The 15,567-nt window shown below is 63.9% G+C and carries 16 protein-coding genes; 14 read left to right on the top strand and 2 right to left on the bottom strand.

The genetic code is table 11. The features are described from left to right. The first annotated feature begins 23 nt into the window (after positions 1–23). The 4 genes from KTJ78_RS04565 to KTJ78_RS04550 are packed head-to-tail and all read left to right on the top strand — an operon-like array spanning position 24 to position 3,431. Positions 24–986 (top strand): ABC transporter permease, encoded by a 963-nt coding sequence (locus KTJ78_RS04565; RefSeq protein WP_217133043.1) that lies wholly within the window; start codon positions 24–26, stop codon positions 984–986. Then, positions 983–1,813, top strand: a complete 831-nt coding sequence (locus KTJ78_RS04560) for an ABC transporter permease (protein ID WP_217133042.1) — start codon at positions 983–985, stop codon at positions 1,811–1,813. Before KTJ78_RS04565 ends, KTJ78_RS04560 begins: the two co-directional genes overlap by 4 nt. Next, positions 1,810–2,655, top strand: coding sequence for an ABC transporter ATP-binding protein (locus tag KTJ78_RS04555; protein WP_217133041.1), 846 nt, complete (start codon positions 1,810–1,812; stop codon positions 2,653–2,655). Before KTJ78_RS04560 ends, KTJ78_RS04555 begins: the two co-directional genes overlap by 4 nt. Further along, positions 2,655–3,431, top strand: coding sequence for an ABC transporter ATP-binding protein (locus KTJ78_RS04550; RefSeq protein ID WP_217133040.1), 777 nt, complete (start codon positions 2,655–2,657; stop codon positions 3,429–3,431). Before KTJ78_RS04555 ends, KTJ78_RS04550 begins: the two co-directional genes overlap by 1 nt. Here the strand turns inward: KTJ78_RS04550 and pepE are convergent. Continuing rightward, positions 3,428–4,129: a dipeptidase PepE gene (gene pepE / locus KTJ78_RS04545; RefSeq protein WP_217133039.1), complete on the bottom strand. Its 702-nt coding sequence runs from the start codon at positions 4,127–4,129 to the stop codon at positions 3,428–3,430. The two genes, KTJ78_RS04550 and pepE, sit on opposite strands and share 4 nt — an antisense overlap. After that, entirely contained in the window at positions 4,126–4,890 is a 765-nt protein-coding gene (locus KTJ78_RS04540; RefSeq protein ID WP_256448968.1) for an IclR family transcriptional regulator, read from the bottom strand. Before KTJ78_RS04540 ends, pepE begins: the two co-directional genes overlap by 4 nt. Positions 4,891–5,116: 226 nt before the next feature. On the opposite strand from KTJ78_RS04540, the gene KTJ78_RS04535 reads away from it, so the two are divergent. The 10 genes from KTJ78_RS04535 to KTJ78_RS04490 all read left to right on the top strand — a co-directional run bounded on the left by KTJ78_RS04535 (position 5,117) and on the right by KTJ78_RS04490 (position 15,563). Then, positions 5,117–6,124, top strand: coding sequence for an ABC transporter permease (locus KTJ78_RS04535; protein ID WP_217133033.1), 1,008 nt, complete (start codon positions 5,117–5,119; stop codon positions 6,122–6,124). Then, positions 6,117–7,022, top strand: coding sequence for an ABC transporter permease (locus tag KTJ78_RS04530; RefSeq protein ID WP_217133032.1), 906 nt, complete (start codon positions 6,117–6,119; stop codon positions 7,020–7,022). The genes KTJ78_RS04535 and KTJ78_RS04530 overlap by 8 nt, the downstream gene beginning before the upstream one ends. Before the next feature lie 56 nt (positions 7,023–7,078). After that, complete coding sequence (locus KTJ78_RS04525) at positions 7,079–8,662, top strand: ABC transporter substrate-binding protein (RefSeq protein ID WP_217133030.1); 1,584 nt, start codon at positions 7,079–7,081, stop codon at positions 8,660–8,662. Between the two features lie 55 nt (positions 8,663–8,717). Beyond that, positions 8,718–9,998 (top strand): M20 family metallopeptidase, encoded by a 1,281-nt coding sequence (locus KTJ78_RS04520; protein WP_217133028.1) that lies wholly within the window; start codon positions 8,718–8,720, stop codon positions 9,996–9,998. Between the two features lie 37 nt (positions 9,999–10,035). Then, the gene (locus KTJ78_RS04515) at positions 10,036–10,980 is read left to right on the top strand and encodes a DUF1177 domain-containing protein (RefSeq protein WP_217133027.1); all 945 of its coding nucleotides are present in this window, start codon (positions 10,036–10,038) and stop codon (positions 10,978–10,980) included. Positions 10,981–10,994: 14 nt separating this feature from the next. After that, positions 10,995–11,831 (top strand): ABC transporter ATP-binding protein, encoded by an 837-nt coding sequence (locus KTJ78_RS04510; RefSeq protein ID WP_217133025.1) that lies wholly within the window; start codon positions 10,995–10,997, stop codon positions 11,829–11,831. Continuing rightward, on the top strand, positions 11,831–12,685 hold the full coding sequence (locus tag KTJ78_RS04505; RefSeq protein ID WP_217133023.1) for an ABC transporter ATP-binding protein: 855 nt from the start codon (positions 11,831–11,833) through the stop codon (positions 12,683–12,685). Before KTJ78_RS04510 ends, KTJ78_RS04505 begins: the two co-directional genes overlap by 1 nt. Then, positions 12,675–13,352: an AroM family protein gene (locus KTJ78_RS04500; protein WP_217133021.1), complete on the top strand. Its 678-nt coding sequence runs from the start codon at positions 12,675–12,677 to the stop codon at positions 13,350–13,352. The genes KTJ78_RS04505 and KTJ78_RS04500 overlap by 11 nt, the downstream gene beginning before the upstream one ends. A 155-nt stretch (positions 13,353–13,507) precedes the next feature. Beyond that, on the top strand, positions 13,508–14,770 hold the full coding sequence (locus KTJ78_RS13870; protein ID WP_217133019.1) for a PucR family transcriptional regulator: 1,263 nt from the start codon (positions 13,508–13,510) through the stop codon (positions 14,768–14,770). 154 nt (positions 14,771–14,924) lie between these two features. Beyond that, positions 14,925–15,563, top strand: coding sequence for an aspartate/glutamate racemase family protein (locus KTJ78_RS04490; protein ID WP_217133018.1), 639 nt, complete (start codon positions 14,925–14,927; stop codon positions 15,561–15,563). Positions 15,564–15,567: the final 4 nt, after the last annotated feature.

Genomic DNA, 15,567 nt, shown 5'->3' with positions numbered 1-15,567 from the left:
TCGCGAGGAGAACCCGCACCCGCATGCTTCGATACCTAACACGCCGCTTCGGCTTTTTGCTGCTCTCGTTTGTGGCAGCGATGGTCGTGATCTTCGTGCTGCTCAGGCTCCTGCCTGGCGACCCGGCAAACGCGCTGCTCTCGGTCAATGCGACCCCTGAGCAGATCGCCGCCGCGCAGCGCCAGGTGGGCTCAGACCTGCCGGTGCTCACGCAGTTCGGGGCATGGGTGGGGGCGATCGCCAGGCTCGACTTCGGCACCTCGTTTATCAGCGGGTTGCCGGTCGGGCCTGAGATCGTCGCGCGACTCTCGGTCACCCTGCCGCTCACGCTCCTATCGTTTGCGCTCGCCGTCGTGCTCGCGCTCATTATCGGTGTGACCGCGGCGGTGAAGGCCGATCGCTGGTACGGCGTGGTGCTCTCTGGCTTCTCGCAGCTCGGCATCGCGGTGCCGACATTCTGGGTGGGCATCTTGCTCGTCTGGCTGTTCGCGCTCTCGCTCGGCTGGCTTCCGTCGGGTGGGTTTCCACGGGCGAGCTGGTCACACCCGGGTGCCGCTTTCACGGCGCTCGCCCTGCCCGTTCTCACGATCGCGATTGTCATGAGCGCGTCGCTTGCCCGGTACGTGCGCACGGCCACGCTTGACGTGCTCGGCAGCGGCTACCTGCGCACGGCCCGCGCGCACGGATCTGGGGGTGCCGAGGCCTTTGTGCGGCACGGCCTGCGCAACGCATCGGTGCCCGTCATTTCGATTCTCGGCATCGAACTCTCGACGGCGCTCATTGGCGCGGTGGTGGTCGAGAGCGTGTTTACGCTGCCCGGTCTCGGCAGCTTGCTGCTCGGCGGCATTAACCAGCACGACTACATCACCATTCAGGGGGTTCTCGTGGTCAGCACCTTCTTTGTCTTGTTTGTTGGCTTTGTCGCCGACGTGCTGCAACGCATTGTCGACCCGCGGCTGCGCCAGACGGTTTCGGGCAACCGATGAGCGGCCAGCGTCGCGCTCGCGTGAGCGCCACCCTCGTGATCGGCGTCGTGCTCGTGAGCATCGTGGTGCTCGTCGCCTTGGTTTCGCTCTTCTGGCTGCCGTATGCGCAGGGCGATACGAGCGGATCGCGTCTCGAGGGGCCGGGGGCCGAGCACTGGCTCGGAACCGATAAACTCGGCCGCGATCTCTTCACCCAGCTCATGGTCGGCGCGCGTATTGCCCTGCTCGTGGGAACCGGTTCGGTGCTCATCGCCGCCGTGCTCGGCATCGCGGTGGGTCTCGTGGCCGCGTTTGCAAGGCCGTGGATCGACGACACCGTCTCTGCCTGGCTTGACGTCGTCATCGCCTTTCCCGTGTTGTTGCTCGCGATGCTCATTGTCGCGGTGCAGGGCTCGTCAATCTGGTCGGTCATTCTCGCGATCGGGCTCGGGATGTCGGCCGTTGTCGCGAGGCTCACCCGCATTCTCACGAAGCGCGTCTTGCAGCAGCAGTTCATTACGGCCGCACGCACGAGCGGAACGGGCCTTTGGGGCATCGTGTTTGGTCACGTGCTCCCAAACATCACCCCGATGCTCAGCTCGGCGCTCGCCCTGCAGTTCGGCATCGCGGTGCTCGCCGAGGCGAGCCTCTCGTACCTCGGCTTCGGTGCGCCGCCGCCCAATGCCTCGTGGGGGCGGCTCTTGCAGGAGGCGCAGGGAACCGTGATGACGGCCCCCGCCGGCGCGATCGCGCCCGGCATTGCCCTCGTCGTGCTCGTGCTCGGTGTGAACTTTATTGCCGACGGAATCGGCGACATAACTGACCCGAAGCGAAAGGTGCGGCGATGAACGACGTGACCCATGAACGGCCTGCGGGCGAGCATGCCCTGCTCGACGTGCGTGGCCTGACGGTCCTGGCGCCCTCGGGTACGACACTCGTGAGCGACGTCACCTTTTCGGTTGGCCGTGGCGAGCGGGTCGGCCTCATCGGTGAGTCGGGTTCTGGCAAATCGGTGACGAGCCTCGCCCTGACGCGTCTGTTGGCTCCCGGCTTTTCGACCAGCGGCAGTGTGTTGCTCGACGGGGTAGCGACGCTCGATGCCGACGAGGCGAGCCTCAGGAAGCTACGCGGGCCGGGCGCATCAATGGTGTTTCAGGAGTCGCTGAGCGCGCTCGATCCACTCATGCGCGTCGGTAAGCAAATTGCCGAACCGCTCAAGCGTCATCGGGGCCTGCGGGGCGACGAGCTCGCCGAGGTCGTGAGCGATGCGCTTGCCGAGGTGCGGCTCACCGATTCGCGTATCGCACGGGCTTTCCCTCACGAGCTCTCGGGCGGCCAGCGCCAGCGTGTCGCGATCGCGATTGCGCTCGCCTCGCGCCCGGCGCTGCTCATCGCTGACGAGCCGACGACGGCACTCGACGTGACGGTACAGCGCGAGGTGCTCGCGCTGCTCGACCGGCTCGTTGCCGAGCGCGGCATGTCGCTGCTGTTCATCAGTCACGATCTCGCGGTCGTGGCAGGCATGGTCGACCATATCGTCGTGATGCAGCAGGGCGGGGTGGTTGAGCAGGGAGCCGCGGGCGACGTGATTGATGCGCCCCAGCACCCCTACACCGAGCAGCTCATCGCGAGTGCCCGAGCGTTTGACGATGCCCTGGGCGACGCGTTCGAAGGGGAGGGTGAGGTCTGATGACGGTTCTTGAACTGAGCGATGCGAGCTTCGCATACGGCTCGCACCAGATTCTTCACGGGGTGTCGCTCGCGCTTGGCGAGGGCGAGTCGGTGGGGCTCGTCGGTGAGTCTGGTTCGGGCAAATCGACGATGCTTTCGTTGCTGCTCGGCCTGAACTCGCCCCAAACGGGCGAGGTGCGCTTTGGGGGGCAGCGCCTCGAGCGGCGCAACCGTGAGCAGATGCGCGCCTTTCGCACGGCCGTGCAGGCGGTGTTTCAAGACCCCGCCTCGTCGCTCAACCCCAGGCAACGCGTGGGCCGCATCGTTGGCGAGCCGCTGCGCTCGCTCGGGCTCGCGACGGGGGCCGATGCCGAACAGCGGGTGCGCGAGGCGCTCACCTCGGTTGGCCTTCCTGCTGATGCGGCCCTGCGCTACCCGCACGAGTTCTCTGGAGGGCAGCAGCAGCGCATCGCGATCGCCCGCGCCACCGTCTCGTCGCCGCGCGTGCTCCTCGCCGACGAGCCAGTGAGCGCCCTCGACGTGACGACCCGCATTCACATCATTGACCTGCTCGCAGAGCTCAGAGAATCGCAGGGCCTTGCGCTGCTCATGGTCTCCCACGACCTCGGCAGCGTCGCGGCGCTGTGTGAGCGAACGGTGGTGCTGCGTGATGGCCGGGTGGTCGAAGAGGGCGCAACGCGAGAGCTCTTGCGCGCACCCCAGAGCGAGTATGCGCGCGAGCTCATCGCGGCGGTGCCGAGGTTGCCGGCCGGTGGCCAGCAACAGGCTCGTTAGCCGAGTACCCCAGAAATTTCACGCGGCGCCTCGCCGGGCGTGAAGAGCAGTGCGGGGCCGTACTGCGTGTTGACCGCGGCTCCGCCGATCTCGGTGACGCCGCCGTGAACCCTGATCCACACGCCCTCGCGAATCGCGACGACGGGCGTTGTGTTCTCTTCGTGAAACTCGGTGAGGCGCAGCTCGCGGGTCTCGCCGGCGTGGGTCGAGTTCGGGTCGGCATCGAGGTAGTGGCAGTTGATCTGGAAGGGTACGAGGCCGAGCGCGTCGAAGCCCTCGGGAAAGACGATGGGCATGTCGTTCGTCGTGCGGATCGTGGGGGCCGCGACGTTCGTTCCCGCGCTTGCGCCCATGTAGAGTTTGCCTGCTGCGACGTGGTTGTGCAGCTCGACGATGAGGCGCTCCTGCTTGAGTCGGTCGAGCAGGCGGAAGGTGTTGCCGCCGCCAACGAAGATTGCTTGCGCCTGGCGCACCGTCGCGACCGGGCCGCCGTCTTCGTGCACGCCCTTCACCGCGATGCCGTGCGGTGCGAAGGCCTCGCGCACCTTCTGTGTGTACGCGTCGTGGTCGGCGAGCGAGTAGGGAACGAAGACGAGTTCGGTGACCCCATCGAGTGCTGGCAGGACGGCCTGCCACGCGTGTTCGAGGTAGCCCATGCCGGCGTTGGTCGAGTTTGAAAGGAGCAGCAGGTTGTTCAAGATGGCCTCGCATCGGGGGTTTGGGTTGACAGGAGTGCGCCGAGCTTGGCGGCGGTATGCAGGAGCGGATCGACGTGCTCGCGAATGTCGCCGAGCGAAACGCGCTTGCTTTCGCCAAGGCTGAGGCTCGCGACTGGTCTTCCGAGCACGAACACGGGCGCCGAAATCGCGCGAGTGTTGCTGTCGTACTCGCCCTCGGAGTAAGCCCAACCCTTCTCGGCAACGAGCAGCATTTCTCGTTCGATCTCGTGGGCGTCTTGCGATGTCAGGTCGCTGAACTTCGCGAGGGGGCGGTGGTACATGAGTGCCTGCCGCTGCGACGACGAGAGAAAAGCGAAGTAGGCGCGCGAGGCGGCACCGGCGTGGGCGGGGTAGAGCTCGCCCACGAGGGGGTGGTCGCGCATGGGGGCGTTGCCGCCGTCGACCGCGGCGACGCAGCGCACGTACGAGCCGTCGGCGAGGTTGAATGAGGCGGTGCGGCTCGTGCGGTCGGCGAGCTCTGAAAGCACGGGTTCGACGAGCAGAGCCATGCCGCCGCGTCGCTCCCAGGTGCCCGCGATGCGCCACATTGCGGGGCCCATGCGATAGCGTCTCGTCACCGGGTCGGCGTACAAAAAGCCGCGGTGCGCCAGGGTGCTGAGGAGTCTCTGGGCTGCCGATTTGTCGAGGTCGAACTCTTCTGCGAGTTCCATGACGCCCCACTCGGTGCGCCTCGTTGAGAACGAGAGCAGTACTGCGAGGGCGCGATCGACGGTCTGCAGCGCTGGGCGACGCGATCGTGAGGCCGAGGTGTGAGTGTCGATGTTGACGCTCCTTTCTGCTTTGAATCATAACCACCGTGTGAATGCTGTGCACCACCGTCTCATATATTGAGAATGAGTTGTGCATCTCGCAACCCTCCCTTGATAATCGGTTTTATTCCGCCTCTGCGACCCGTGAAGGGCTCGCAAGGGCGACCTGACCCAGGCGAACTCAAAGAGGAGAGAAGTGCAGACCATAGTTCGGCGCATACTTGCGATGATCCCCACTCTGCTGGGTGTCATCGTCAGTATCTTCGTGATCACGCGCGTATTGCCCGGTGATCCTGCCCGCACGCTCGCCGGTGAAAATGCCGCAGACAGCGTGGTTGAAAAGCTCCGGGTGCAGATGGGGCTCGACAAGTCGGTATGGCAACAGTTCGTTGATTACTTCACCGGGCTCTTCCGTGGCGACCTCGGCTTTGCCTGGCACACCGGAAGGCCCGTCGCGGAAGACTTCGCGACTCGCTTCCCGGCCACCGTCGAGCTCGCCCTCATGGCGCTCGCGATCGGCATTATCGTCGGCATCCCGCTCGGCATTCTCGGAGCGACGCAGCGTGACCGCATTGCTGATCACGCGACGCGCATCATCTCACTGCTCGGCGCCTCGATGCCGCTGTTCTGGCTCGGCCTGCTCGTTATCTCGGTCTTCTACGGCACGCTCGGCTGGGAGCCAGCGCCCGTCGGCCGCATCGATGACGCGATCAACCCGCCGACGCACATCACGGGTCTTTACCTCATCGATAGCGCGCTCACGGGCGACATGATCGCCTTCAAGAGCGCCTTCTCACACCTCATCTGGCCGGCCATGGTGCTTTCGGTGGGAGCCCTCGCGATCATCTCCCGTATGACGCGCTCGGCCATGCTCGAGGTGCTCGGGCAGGACTACATTCGCACGGCGCAGGCCAAGGGCATGAGCCAGACCCGAGTGATCGGTGGGCACGCGCTCAAGAACGCCTCGCCCTCAATCGTGACGGTCGTCGGCCTCGAACTCGGCCAACTGCTCGGCGGTGCCGTGATCACCGAGACGATCTTCAACTGGCCCGGTATCGGTGGCTACGTCGTCGAGTCGATTGAGGCGACCGACTACGCGCCGGTACAGGCGATGACGTTGCTCGCTGCCGTTATCTTCCTCGTCGTGAACCTCATCGTCGACCTCTCGCAGGGAATTTTTGATCCGAAGGTGCGCAATGCCTAATACATCAACGGTTGCCATTCACACTCGCAAGCTTGAGGCCAAGCCAGAGCAGAAAGCGGTGAGCGCCTTCTCGCTGCTCATTCGCAACCCATCAGCCATGGTGGGCGCCGCGGTGATTCTCTTCTGGACCCTGGGCGGCATCATGACGTCGTTCTGGAGCCCGTACCCGCCGAACCTCACGGGCGCGGGGCCCCTGCTTGAGCCACCGAGCTTCGAGCACCTCTTCGGAACCGACAACTTTGGCCGCGACATCTTCTCCCGCGTGCTGGCGGGGGCGAGGGTTTCGCTCTGGACGGGGCTGCTCGCGGTCGCCCTCTCGCTCGTGATCGGCGTTCCGATCGGCGCGATTGCCGGCTATTTCCGCGGAGCCGTGGGCATGGTGCTCATGCGCCTCATGGACATGCTGCTCGCATTCCCGTCGCTGCTACTCGCCATGACGCTCGCCGTCGCACTCGGCCCCGGTCTCTCGTCGGCCATGATCGCCGTCGGCATCGTGGGCATTCCCGAGTTCGCCCGCATTATGTACGGGCAGACGGTCTCGCTCCGAGAAAAAGACTACGTTGAGGCCTCGCACGCGATCGGCCTGAAAAACACGGTCATTCTCTTCCGTCACATTCTGCCCAACGGCATCGTGCCAATCATCGTGCGCTGCGCGCTCGGCATGGGCTACGCGATTCTCACCGCTGCAGCGTTGAGCTTCATCGGCCTCGGTGCTCAGCCGCCGCTCGCCGAGTGGGGCGTCATGATCTCAGACGGTCGCGGCTACATCATCTCGGGTGAGTGGTGGATGACCTTCTTCCCCGGCCTCGCGATTGCCTCGTCGATTCTCGGCTTCAACCTCTTCGGCGACGGGCTGCGCGACGTACTCGATCCGCGTCTTCGCACCTCAGCGAAGTAACCCACACTTTTCACCTTGACCCATTCTCACCACACACTCCTTATTGAAAGGGAACCATGAGAACCAAAAAACTGCTCACAACGGTTGCCGTTGCGGCGAGCATGATGCTGGCCTTCACCGGCTGCGCGCAGAGTGCAAACAACGCGAATGCTGGCGGTGGCGGCGACTCCGGCTCGGCCATCAGCATCGCTTATTCAGAGGGTGGCACGACGCTCGACCCCGCTGAGGCCAACGATGGCACCAGCGATACCCTCGTGCTTGCCGCCTACGACCAGCTCGTGACCTACGGTACGAAGGAAGAGAACGGCAAGCGCGTCTCTGACACCGCCACGATCGAGCCGATGATCGCCTCAGATTGGAAGGTCGACGACACGAACACCGTGTACACCTTCACCATTCGTGATGACATCGAGTTCCAGTCGGGCAAGAAGCTCACCGCTGACGATGTCGTCAAGTCGTTCGAGCACATCAAGGCCTCTGCCTCGGCGAGCTTCCTGTACGAGATGGCCGCCATCGGCAGTGTCGAGAAGACCGGTGAGCACGAGGTCAAGATCACGCTCACCGCACCGAACCACCTCTTCTTGCAGATCATCCCGATGTACTCGTTCTCGATCATCGACATGGATCTCGTTGAAGAGAACGGCGGCGCCGAGTGGCTCAAGCAGAACACCGCGGGCACCGGCCCCTACATTCTCGACAGCTGGGATCCCGCGAGCGAGGCGAAGCTGCACGTCAACGATAAGTACTGGGGCGAAGCGCCAGACATCGAGAAGGTCAACCTCAAGTTCATCGGCGACGCTTCGAACCGCCTGCAGCTCATCACCAAGGGCTCGGTCGACATGGCGCTCGAGATTGCTCCGAAAGACCTCGAGGGTCTCGACGGAAAAGATGGCGTTGTGGTCGACTCGCGCCCGAGCAACAAGGTGCTCTTCTTCGCAATGAACAACAACATCGCTCCCTTCGATAACGAGAAGGTGCGCCAGGCCGTGACCATGGCGATTCCCTACGACAAGCTGCTCACCGACGTCATGAAGGGCCAGGCAAGCGAGATGCGCTCGTCGGTCGCGTCGTCAACACCGGGCTGGACCGATAAGGGCAACCAGGCCGAGTACAACCTCGACAAGGCAAAAGCGCTGCTCGCAGAGGCCGGCTACCCAGACGGCTTCGAGTTCGATTTCACGCTCGGCTCAGGCTTTCCTGACTGGAACGACGACGCCGTGCTCATCCAGGCAGAGCTCGCCAAGATTGGCGTGACCATGAATATTCAGAACATGGCCCGCGCCCAGTTCCTCGACGCACTCGCCGAGAAGAACGTCCAGGCTTACATCTCACGCTGGACCTCGTTCGTGAACGACCCCGGCTACCACCTCGGCCTGCTGCTTGTCGATTCAGGTACGAGCAACTACGCCAACTACGACAACGCCCGCGTCAATGAGCTGTGGGCTGAAGCGGCAACCGAACCCGATGCTGATGTGCGCAACAAGCTGTATGGCGAGATGCAAGAAATCATCAACGTCGAGTCGCCGTGGGGATACCTCTATGAGTACAACATCGCTGTGACCCACCGCGACAACCTTGAGGGCTACACCTCATACCCCGATGGGCTCGTGCGCTTCGCACAGCTCAGCAAAACCGACTAGTCGTTCAGACTCGTCACCGTTCACACCGCCCCTCAACCGCAGAAAAGAGTTTTCAATGTCAACCGCATCATCTTGGGAAGAACGAGTACTTCAGGCGATCGATGAGTCGTCAGAAGAATTGCTGAAGCTCGCGGGCCTGCTCATCCAGACTCCGAGCGAGAACCCAGAGGGTGACTGCACCGAGATCGCCAACGTGATCTCGGGCTACCTCACCGAGGCTGGCATCGAGACCGAACTCCATGACGCGGGTGAGGGGCGTGTGAGCGTTGTTTCGCACCGTGGCGAGAAGGGCGAGGGCGACCGCCACCTCGTCTTCTCAGGCCACCACGACGTCGTACCGGTAGGCGACGAGAACCGCTGGGATTTCCCTCCCTTCGCGGGCGACATTGTCGACGGCTGGCTTCGTGGCCGTGGCGCGAGCGACATGAAGGCCGGCCTCGCGGGCCTCATGCACACGTACATTATTCTTGAGCGCCTCGGGGTGCCGCTGAAGGGCAAGCTCTCGTTTGCCTCGGTACCCGACGAGGAGACGGGCGGCCCCCGCGGCGCCCACTGGCTGCTCGAGAAGGGTGTGCTCGACGGTGCGACCGGCGGCATCATCGCTGAGCCCGCCGAGCGCGACCACCCGACGATCGGCCAGAAGGGCAGCAACTGGTTCCGCCTCACGATCCAGGGCACGCCAGGCCACGGCAGCCTGCAGCCCTTGCACGGCGTCAGCGCGAACCTGCTTGGCGCCCGTGCGATCATGGCGCTGCAGAAGCTTTGGGACATGAAGCCCGTGCAGTCAGAAGAGCTCAAGCAGCTCATCGCCGACTCGAAGCAGTACGCCGAAGAGCGCGAGGGCTACGGCCCCGGTATCGGCGACGTTTTCGAGCACGTCACGATCAACGTTGGCAAGATCGAGGGCGGCACCTCGACGAACGTCGTCGCCGACACCTGCGTGATTGAGTTCGACACCCGCGTGCCCCTCGGTCTCAGCCGCGCCGAGGTCAACGAGCGCGTGCGTGAGATCCTCGCCGAAGAGGGCATCGAGGCCGAGATCGAGTACCTCGGCTTCATGAGCGAGCCGAACTGGACCCCGCCCACCGATCCCATCGTCGAAACGCTCGTTGACGCGCTTCGTGACCTCTCCGATCCGCAGGCACAGGGTGTTCTGCAGTGGGCCTCGTCAGACGCCCGCACGTTCCGCAGCCACGGCATTCCCGTCTTGCAGTACGGCCCCGCCGACCTCAGCACGATTCACAATTTCAACGAGCGCGCGCTCGCCGCTGACGTGGTGCTCGCTGCCAAGGTATACGCGCTCACGACGCTGCGCTACCTCGGCATCACCGAATAATCACGCCACAACACCCACGCACAGAAAGAAACAACGAATGCTTCGTTACGTAATTGACGTTGTCGAGATGCTCGACACCCCCAAGACCTCGGGCGCATCGCTCGCCGAGTTTTTGCGCTCGCAGGGCGCCGAGAACGCCGAGATCATGGTCAAGACGATCGAGGGCGAAGAAGGCCTCTCGACCGACTTCGTGCGCGTCTTCATTCCCGGCTCACGGGGCAAATCAAGCGGCGGATCGGCGCCAACGCTCGGCATCATCGGTCGCCTCGGCGGCGCGGGTGCGAGGCCAGAGCGCATCGGCTTCGTATCAGATGGCGACGGTTGCGCCGCCGCGCTCTCGGCGGCCGCAAAGCTGCTCAATATGTCAGCACAGGGCGACGTGCTTCCGGGCGACGTCATCATCACGACCCACGTGACCGGTTGGGCACCCACCGAGCCGCACGACCCCGTTCCATTCATGGGCTCGCCCGTTGATATGGAGACGATGAACGACTTCGAGGTCGAAGCCGAGATGGACGCGATCGTGTCGATCGACACCACCAAGGGTAACCGCACGATCAACCACCGCGGCATTGCGATCTCGCCGACGGTCAAGTCGGGCTACATTCTGCGCCCGAGCGAAGATCTCGTCAGCGTGACCGAAACGGTGACGGGCGTGAACGCCGTCGTCTTCCCGCTCGCAACGCAAGACATCACGCCATACGGTAATGACCTGCACCACGTGAACTCGATTCTGCAGCCCGCCGTCGCGACCGACGCGCCCGTTGTCGGCGTAGCGATCACGACCGCGGTGCCCGTCGCAGGCTGCGCAACTGGCGCGAGCCACGCGACCGACATCGAACTCGCGTCGCGCTTCGCGATCGAGACCGCCAAGTACTTCGGTGCGGGGCAGATCTCGTTCTACGACGCCGACCAGTTCGCACATCTCGTCAGCCTGTACGGTGAGGCAACGCACCTGCAGACTCTCGGCCGCACCAAGTAAAGCGAGCAGAAGCCATGTCAGCACTCCTCCAGGTTGAAGACCTCGTCGTCGAGGTGCAGGCCCGTCGCGGCACCAGCACCCCGGTCGACCGCATCAGCTTTGCCATCAACCGCGGCGAGACCCTGGGCCTCGTCGGCGAGTCGGGGTCGGGCAAGAGCCTGACCGCGATGTCGATCATCAAGCTCCTGCCCACCCGCGCGGTGCAAATGGCGGGAGGGCGCATCGTGCTCGACGGTGTTGACATGGCTTCGTACTCGAACAAGCAGATGCGTGACATTCGCGGCAAGCGCATCGGCACGATCTTTCAAGAGCCCATGACGGCGTTGAACCCTGCCTTTACGATTGGGTTTCAGATCGCTGAGCCGATCCGCCGCCATCTCGGGCTCAATAAAAAAGCCGCACGCAAACGCGTCATCGAACTGCTCGAGATGGTGGGCATCGCGCGAGCCGGCGAGATCGCCGACTCGTACCCGCACCACCTCTCGGGCGGCATGCGCCAGCGCGCGATGATCGCGATGGCGATGTCGTGCGAGCCCGATCTGCTCATCGCCGACGAGCCAACCACGGCGCTCGACGTGACGACGCAGGCACAAATTCTCGACCTCATTCTTGACCTGCAAGAGGAGCACGGTACCGCGGTGCTGCTCGTCACCCACGACCTCGGCGTCGTCGCGCAGGCCTGCCAGAACGTCACGGTCATGCGCCGTGGTGTCATCGTTGAACAGGCCCCCGTGATCGACATTTTTGAGCGCCCTTCGCACCCCTACACCGAGGCATTGCTCGAGTCGATGCCCGCCCGCAACACCGGCAAAGAACGCCTGCCCTACATCGCTGAAGGAGTGTTTGAGTAATGACTGTTCTCATGAGCGCCCGCAACATCGTCAAAGAGTTTCAGCGTCGCGGGGCAAAGCGAGGTGCCGAACCATTTCGCGCCGTCGACGACGTGAGTTTCGACCTGCGCAAGGGCTCGACGCTCGCGATCGTCGGCGAATCGGGCTCGGGCAAGTCGACCACCGGCCGCTGCGCCCTGCGCCTCATCGAGCCCACCTCTGGTGAGGTACACTTCGACGGCGTGAACCTCGTCGACCTGCCAGCCGAAGAGATGCGCAAGCGCCGCCGCCAGATGCAGATCGTGTTTCAAGACACCTACGCCTCACTCGACCCGAGGTGGAGCATCGGTCGGCTGCTCGCCGAACCCCTCGCGCTGCACGAAAACCTCACGAAGGGTGAGCAGAAAAAGCGGATCGCTGACATGCTCGTGCGCGTGGGCCTCGAAGCGCAGCACGCCGACCGCTACCCGCACGAGTTCTCGGGCGGCCAGCGTCAGCGCATCGGCATTGCCCGCGCCCTCATGCTGAACCCACAGCTCGTCGTCTGTGACGAGCCGGTCTCGGCCCTCGACGTTTCGGTGCAGGCGCAGGTGCTGAACCTCATGAAAGACCTGCAGGAGGAGCTGGGGCTCAGCTACCTCTTCATCTCGCACGACATCTCGGTCGTCGAGTTCATTGGCGACGACATCATCGTCATGAACAACGGCAAGGTCGTCGAGCAGGGTGTGTGCCGCGAGGTGCTCACCAACCCGCAAGACGCATACACGAAGGCGTTGCTCGCGGCGGTTCCGGTGCCTGACCCCCGTCAGGTCACCGACCGCGAAGAGCGCCGCCGCATCATTGCCGCAGGTCTCAGGGGCGGCGATGCAGCCTAAAACACTCGCCCTCGTCACGATCGGTCAGGCACCGCGCGACGACGTGACCCCCGACATCGCGCCGCTGCTTGAGGGCTACCGGGTCATCGAAACCGGAGCGCTCGACGAGCTCAGCGCCGCCGAGATCGCCGCCCTCGCGCCCGCCCCGGGTGAGGGCGTGCTCGTCTCGCGCCTTCGCGGTGGCGGCAGTGCGGTGCTTGCCGAGGAGCGCCTGCACCCCCTCATTCAGGCCGCGGTCGACCGCGCCGTCGCCGCGGGCGCCACCGCCGTGCTCGTCATCTGCACGGGTGACCTCGTGGGCATCGCGGCCCCCGTGCCGCTGTTTATGGCCGAGTCGCTCGCTCACGGAGCCGTCGCGGCCCTCGTTGGCGCAGCACCCCTCGTCGTGGTCGCCCCCGAGCCAGAGCAGGTTGCCGGCATAGAGACGCGCTGGCTCTCGCGGCTCGGGCGTCCCGTCACGGTCGTCGACTGCGACCCGTACACGGCGTCGCTCGAGCGCTTCGCTGAGGTGGCGCGGGGGCTCGCGGCCGACCCCACCGCCTGGGTTTTTCTCGACTGCATCGGCTACTCAGAAGCCATGGCACAGGCCATGCGCGACGAGCACCCTGGAGCCCCCGTGCTCACGGCTCGCTCACTTGCCGCGCGGCTCGTCACCGCTGCGCTCTAGCGTTGCCAGGCCTCACCCTCGGTCTCGCACGCATTGCTTCGCGCACATTGTTTCGCGCGCATGAAAGCGCCAGCGAGTACGCTGGAGCGTAAGTGGGCGCACATCACGGCGCCCGCACGCACGAGGCCCGCGGGAGCGGGGCTGATGGGGGAAGAGTGAGCGAGAAGAACGCGCCCGTAACCACGGCGTTGTTTGAGAGTGAGCGGTACACGCGCGTGCAGAGTACCCTCGACCACATCAGCGAGCTCTTCGACTGCCAGGTCTATGTTGAAGATTCGGGCGGCAGGCTGCTCTACACGAGCGCGGGCAACAAGCCCGATGCTTGGCGCAGCGGGTTCGCGCCCTTTTCGACGCCGACGCACGCCAACGCGCAGGAGCTGCTCGGTAAGTGGCAAACGAACATGCAGATCTACCGCCTGCAGAAGGTGGTGCTGAGCGAGGGCGAAGAACGCATTCTGCTGCCGCTCGCCTACCAGGGCAATGTCTTTGCGATCGTGCACTACGTGGCGCGGGCCGGAACGGGGCTCTTGCAGCACTTTCTCGACCAGGAGTTCGCCAAGGCCGTCAGCGACAAAATCTACATTGTCGTCATCGGATCGATCAATATCATTCGAAAACGGTACCTGCCGATCGAGTCGGTTTCGGGGTTTCTTGAGGTGCTGCGTGGGCTCGACGAGCACCGCGGGCGCACATACCAGGTGGCGTATATTGATTTTGGCGGGGTCGATCCGCAACAATTCTCGTCTTCGGTCGTCGACTACGCGAGTGTCGCCATGCGGCACACAAAGGACATTGCGAAGCGGCTCGTTGGGCTGTACCGCGAGGCGGGGCAGCACGGCGACGAGCGATTCGCGACAAAGCAGAGCGGCGAGCCCCGGTTCTACCTGCTGCACCGACGCGAAGACCTCTTGCAGACGGTCATTCTCATCGTGCACGACTCAGGGTCGGCGCTAGACCCGCTCGAGGCGAGGCTCACGGGCGAGGTGGGCGACCTTCTCGAGGTGCAGATGGGGCTCAGCCCCCTGTTCACGAACGTCGAAGAGATGGGCGACCGCATCGAGCAGGCGCAACGCATTCTCGAATTTGGCAGACACAACGGCGACGAGAAGCTCGTGTTCTCAGAGCATGATCTCGGGTTCGATGCGTTCGTGTGGCAGCTCTTCAATACCCAGCAAGCTAGGGCATACGCGGGAGCCGCGCTCAGGCCGCTCGAGCGGCACCCCGAGCTCATGCAAACACTCGAGACCTATCTCGGCAACGACGGCAACGTGACGAAAACGGCCGAGCAGCTCGTGGTCGATCGGCGCACGATCACCTACCGGCTCGAGCGCATCACGAACCTGCTCGGTCGCCCGATGAGCAGCATGGAGACACGCGTGCTCTTATTTCTCGCGCTGAAGGCGCAGAAGCGACTGTAGCGATTTCCCATGTGGGAAATTCTCTTGAGAAACAGTTCACGCTTTGCCAATGAAACGGGTGAAGTCTTGGCCTTAGGCTCTGATGGTCCGACACGGTACGGGCGTTAACGCAGACCCCGGGCCACGGAGCACGGAAAGATGAAGGTGTCGTTTCATGCTGGGAATCATACGGGTGTTAAGCACCACCGATGAACAGGTGTTGCAAGAACACGCGCGACTCATGGAAGAGTCACACGGGTTTAGTGCGCACACCGAGTGCATCGCAGACCAACCGCACGGTATCTATGACGATGCGTCAGAGGCCACCGCGGTGCCCAAGATTATCGAGCTCGCACACAAGCTCGAAGCCCGCGGCGATATCGACGCCGTGAGCATTAGTTGCGCGGCCGATCCCGCGCTTGCCGCCGCCCGTGAGGCCGTGCGCATTCCCGTGCTTGGTGCGGGTGAGTGCGGGGCACACGCTGCGATGATGGTTGCCGATAAGGTCGCGGTCATCGGCATCAGCGACGATACGCCACCGCGTATGCGCGCAATTCTCGGCGACCGCTTTCACTCGTACCGAGTGTCAGAGCGGCACCGTCGTTCAACCGATCTTTTTGCCGATGATGCGCTCGAGTCGCTTCACGTCGAGGCCCAGCACGCGGTCAACGAGGGCGCAAACGCGATTCTCTTCGCCTGCACCGGGTTCTCGACGATCGGTCTCAAAGATTACCTCGCACCGAGGCTCCAGGCACCTGTGATCGACCTCGTGCAAGCCCAAGCCAACGCTTACTCATTGATTCAAAAGGCGTAACCAC

The organism is Leucobacter chinensis (assembly GCF_019049105.1).
GTDB classification, from domain to species: domain Bacteria; phylum Actinomycetota; class Actinomycetes; order Actinomycetales; family Microbacteriaceae; genus Leucobacter_A; species Leucobacter_A chinensis.
This window is presented reverse-complemented; position numbering and strand designations above follow the sequence as displayed.

Excerpts from the sequence above, each read along its gene's own strand:
- KTJ78_RS04565 (WP_217133043.1), top strand. The coding sequence starts at position 24 with ATGCTTCGATACCTAACACGCCGCTTCGGCTTTTTGCTGCTCTCGTTT.
- KTJ78_RS04560 (WP_217133042.1), top strand. The coding sequence starts at position 983 with ATGAGCGGCCAGCGTCGCGCTCGCGTGAGCGCCACCCTCGTGATCGGC.
- KTJ78_RS04555 (WP_217133041.1), top strand. The coding sequence starts at position 1,810 with ATGAACGACGTGACCCATGAACGGCCTGCGGGCGAGCATGCCCTGCTC.
- KTJ78_RS04550 (WP_217133040.1), top strand. The coding sequence starts at position 2,655 with ATGACGGTTCTTGAACTGAGCGATGCGAGCTTCGCATACGGCTCGCAC.
- KTJ78_RS04530 (WP_217133032.1), top strand. The coding sequence starts at position 6,117 with ATGCCTAATACATCAACGGTTGCCATTCACACTCGCAAGCTTGAGGCC.
- KTJ78_RS04525 (WP_217133030.1), top strand. The coding sequence starts at position 7,079 with ATGAGAACCAAAAAACTGCTCACAACGGTTGCCGTTGCGGCGAGCATG.
- KTJ78_RS04520 (WP_217133028.1), top strand. The coding sequence starts at position 8,718 with ATGTCAACCGCATCATCTTGGGAAGAACGAGTACTTCAGGCGATCGAT.
- KTJ78_RS04515 (WP_217133027.1), top strand. The coding sequence starts at position 10,036 with ATGCTTCGTTACGTAATTGACGTTGTCGAGATGCTCGACACCCCCAAG.
- KTJ78_RS04510 (WP_217133025.1), top strand. The coding sequence starts at position 10,995 with ATGTCAGCACTCCTCCAGGTTGAAGACCTCGTCGTCGAGGTGCAGGCC.
- KTJ78_RS04505 (WP_217133023.1), top strand. The coding sequence starts at position 11,831 with ATGACTGTTCTCATGAGCGCCCGCAACATCGTCAAAGAGTTTCAGCGT.
- KTJ78_RS04500 (WP_217133021.1), top strand. The coding sequence starts at position 12,675 with ATGCAGCCTAAAACACTCGCCCTCGTCACGATCGGTCAGGCACCGCGC.
- KTJ78_RS04490 (WP_217133018.1), top strand. The coding sequence starts at position 14,925 with ATGCTGGGAATCATACGGGTGTTAAGCACCACCGATGAACAGGTGTTG.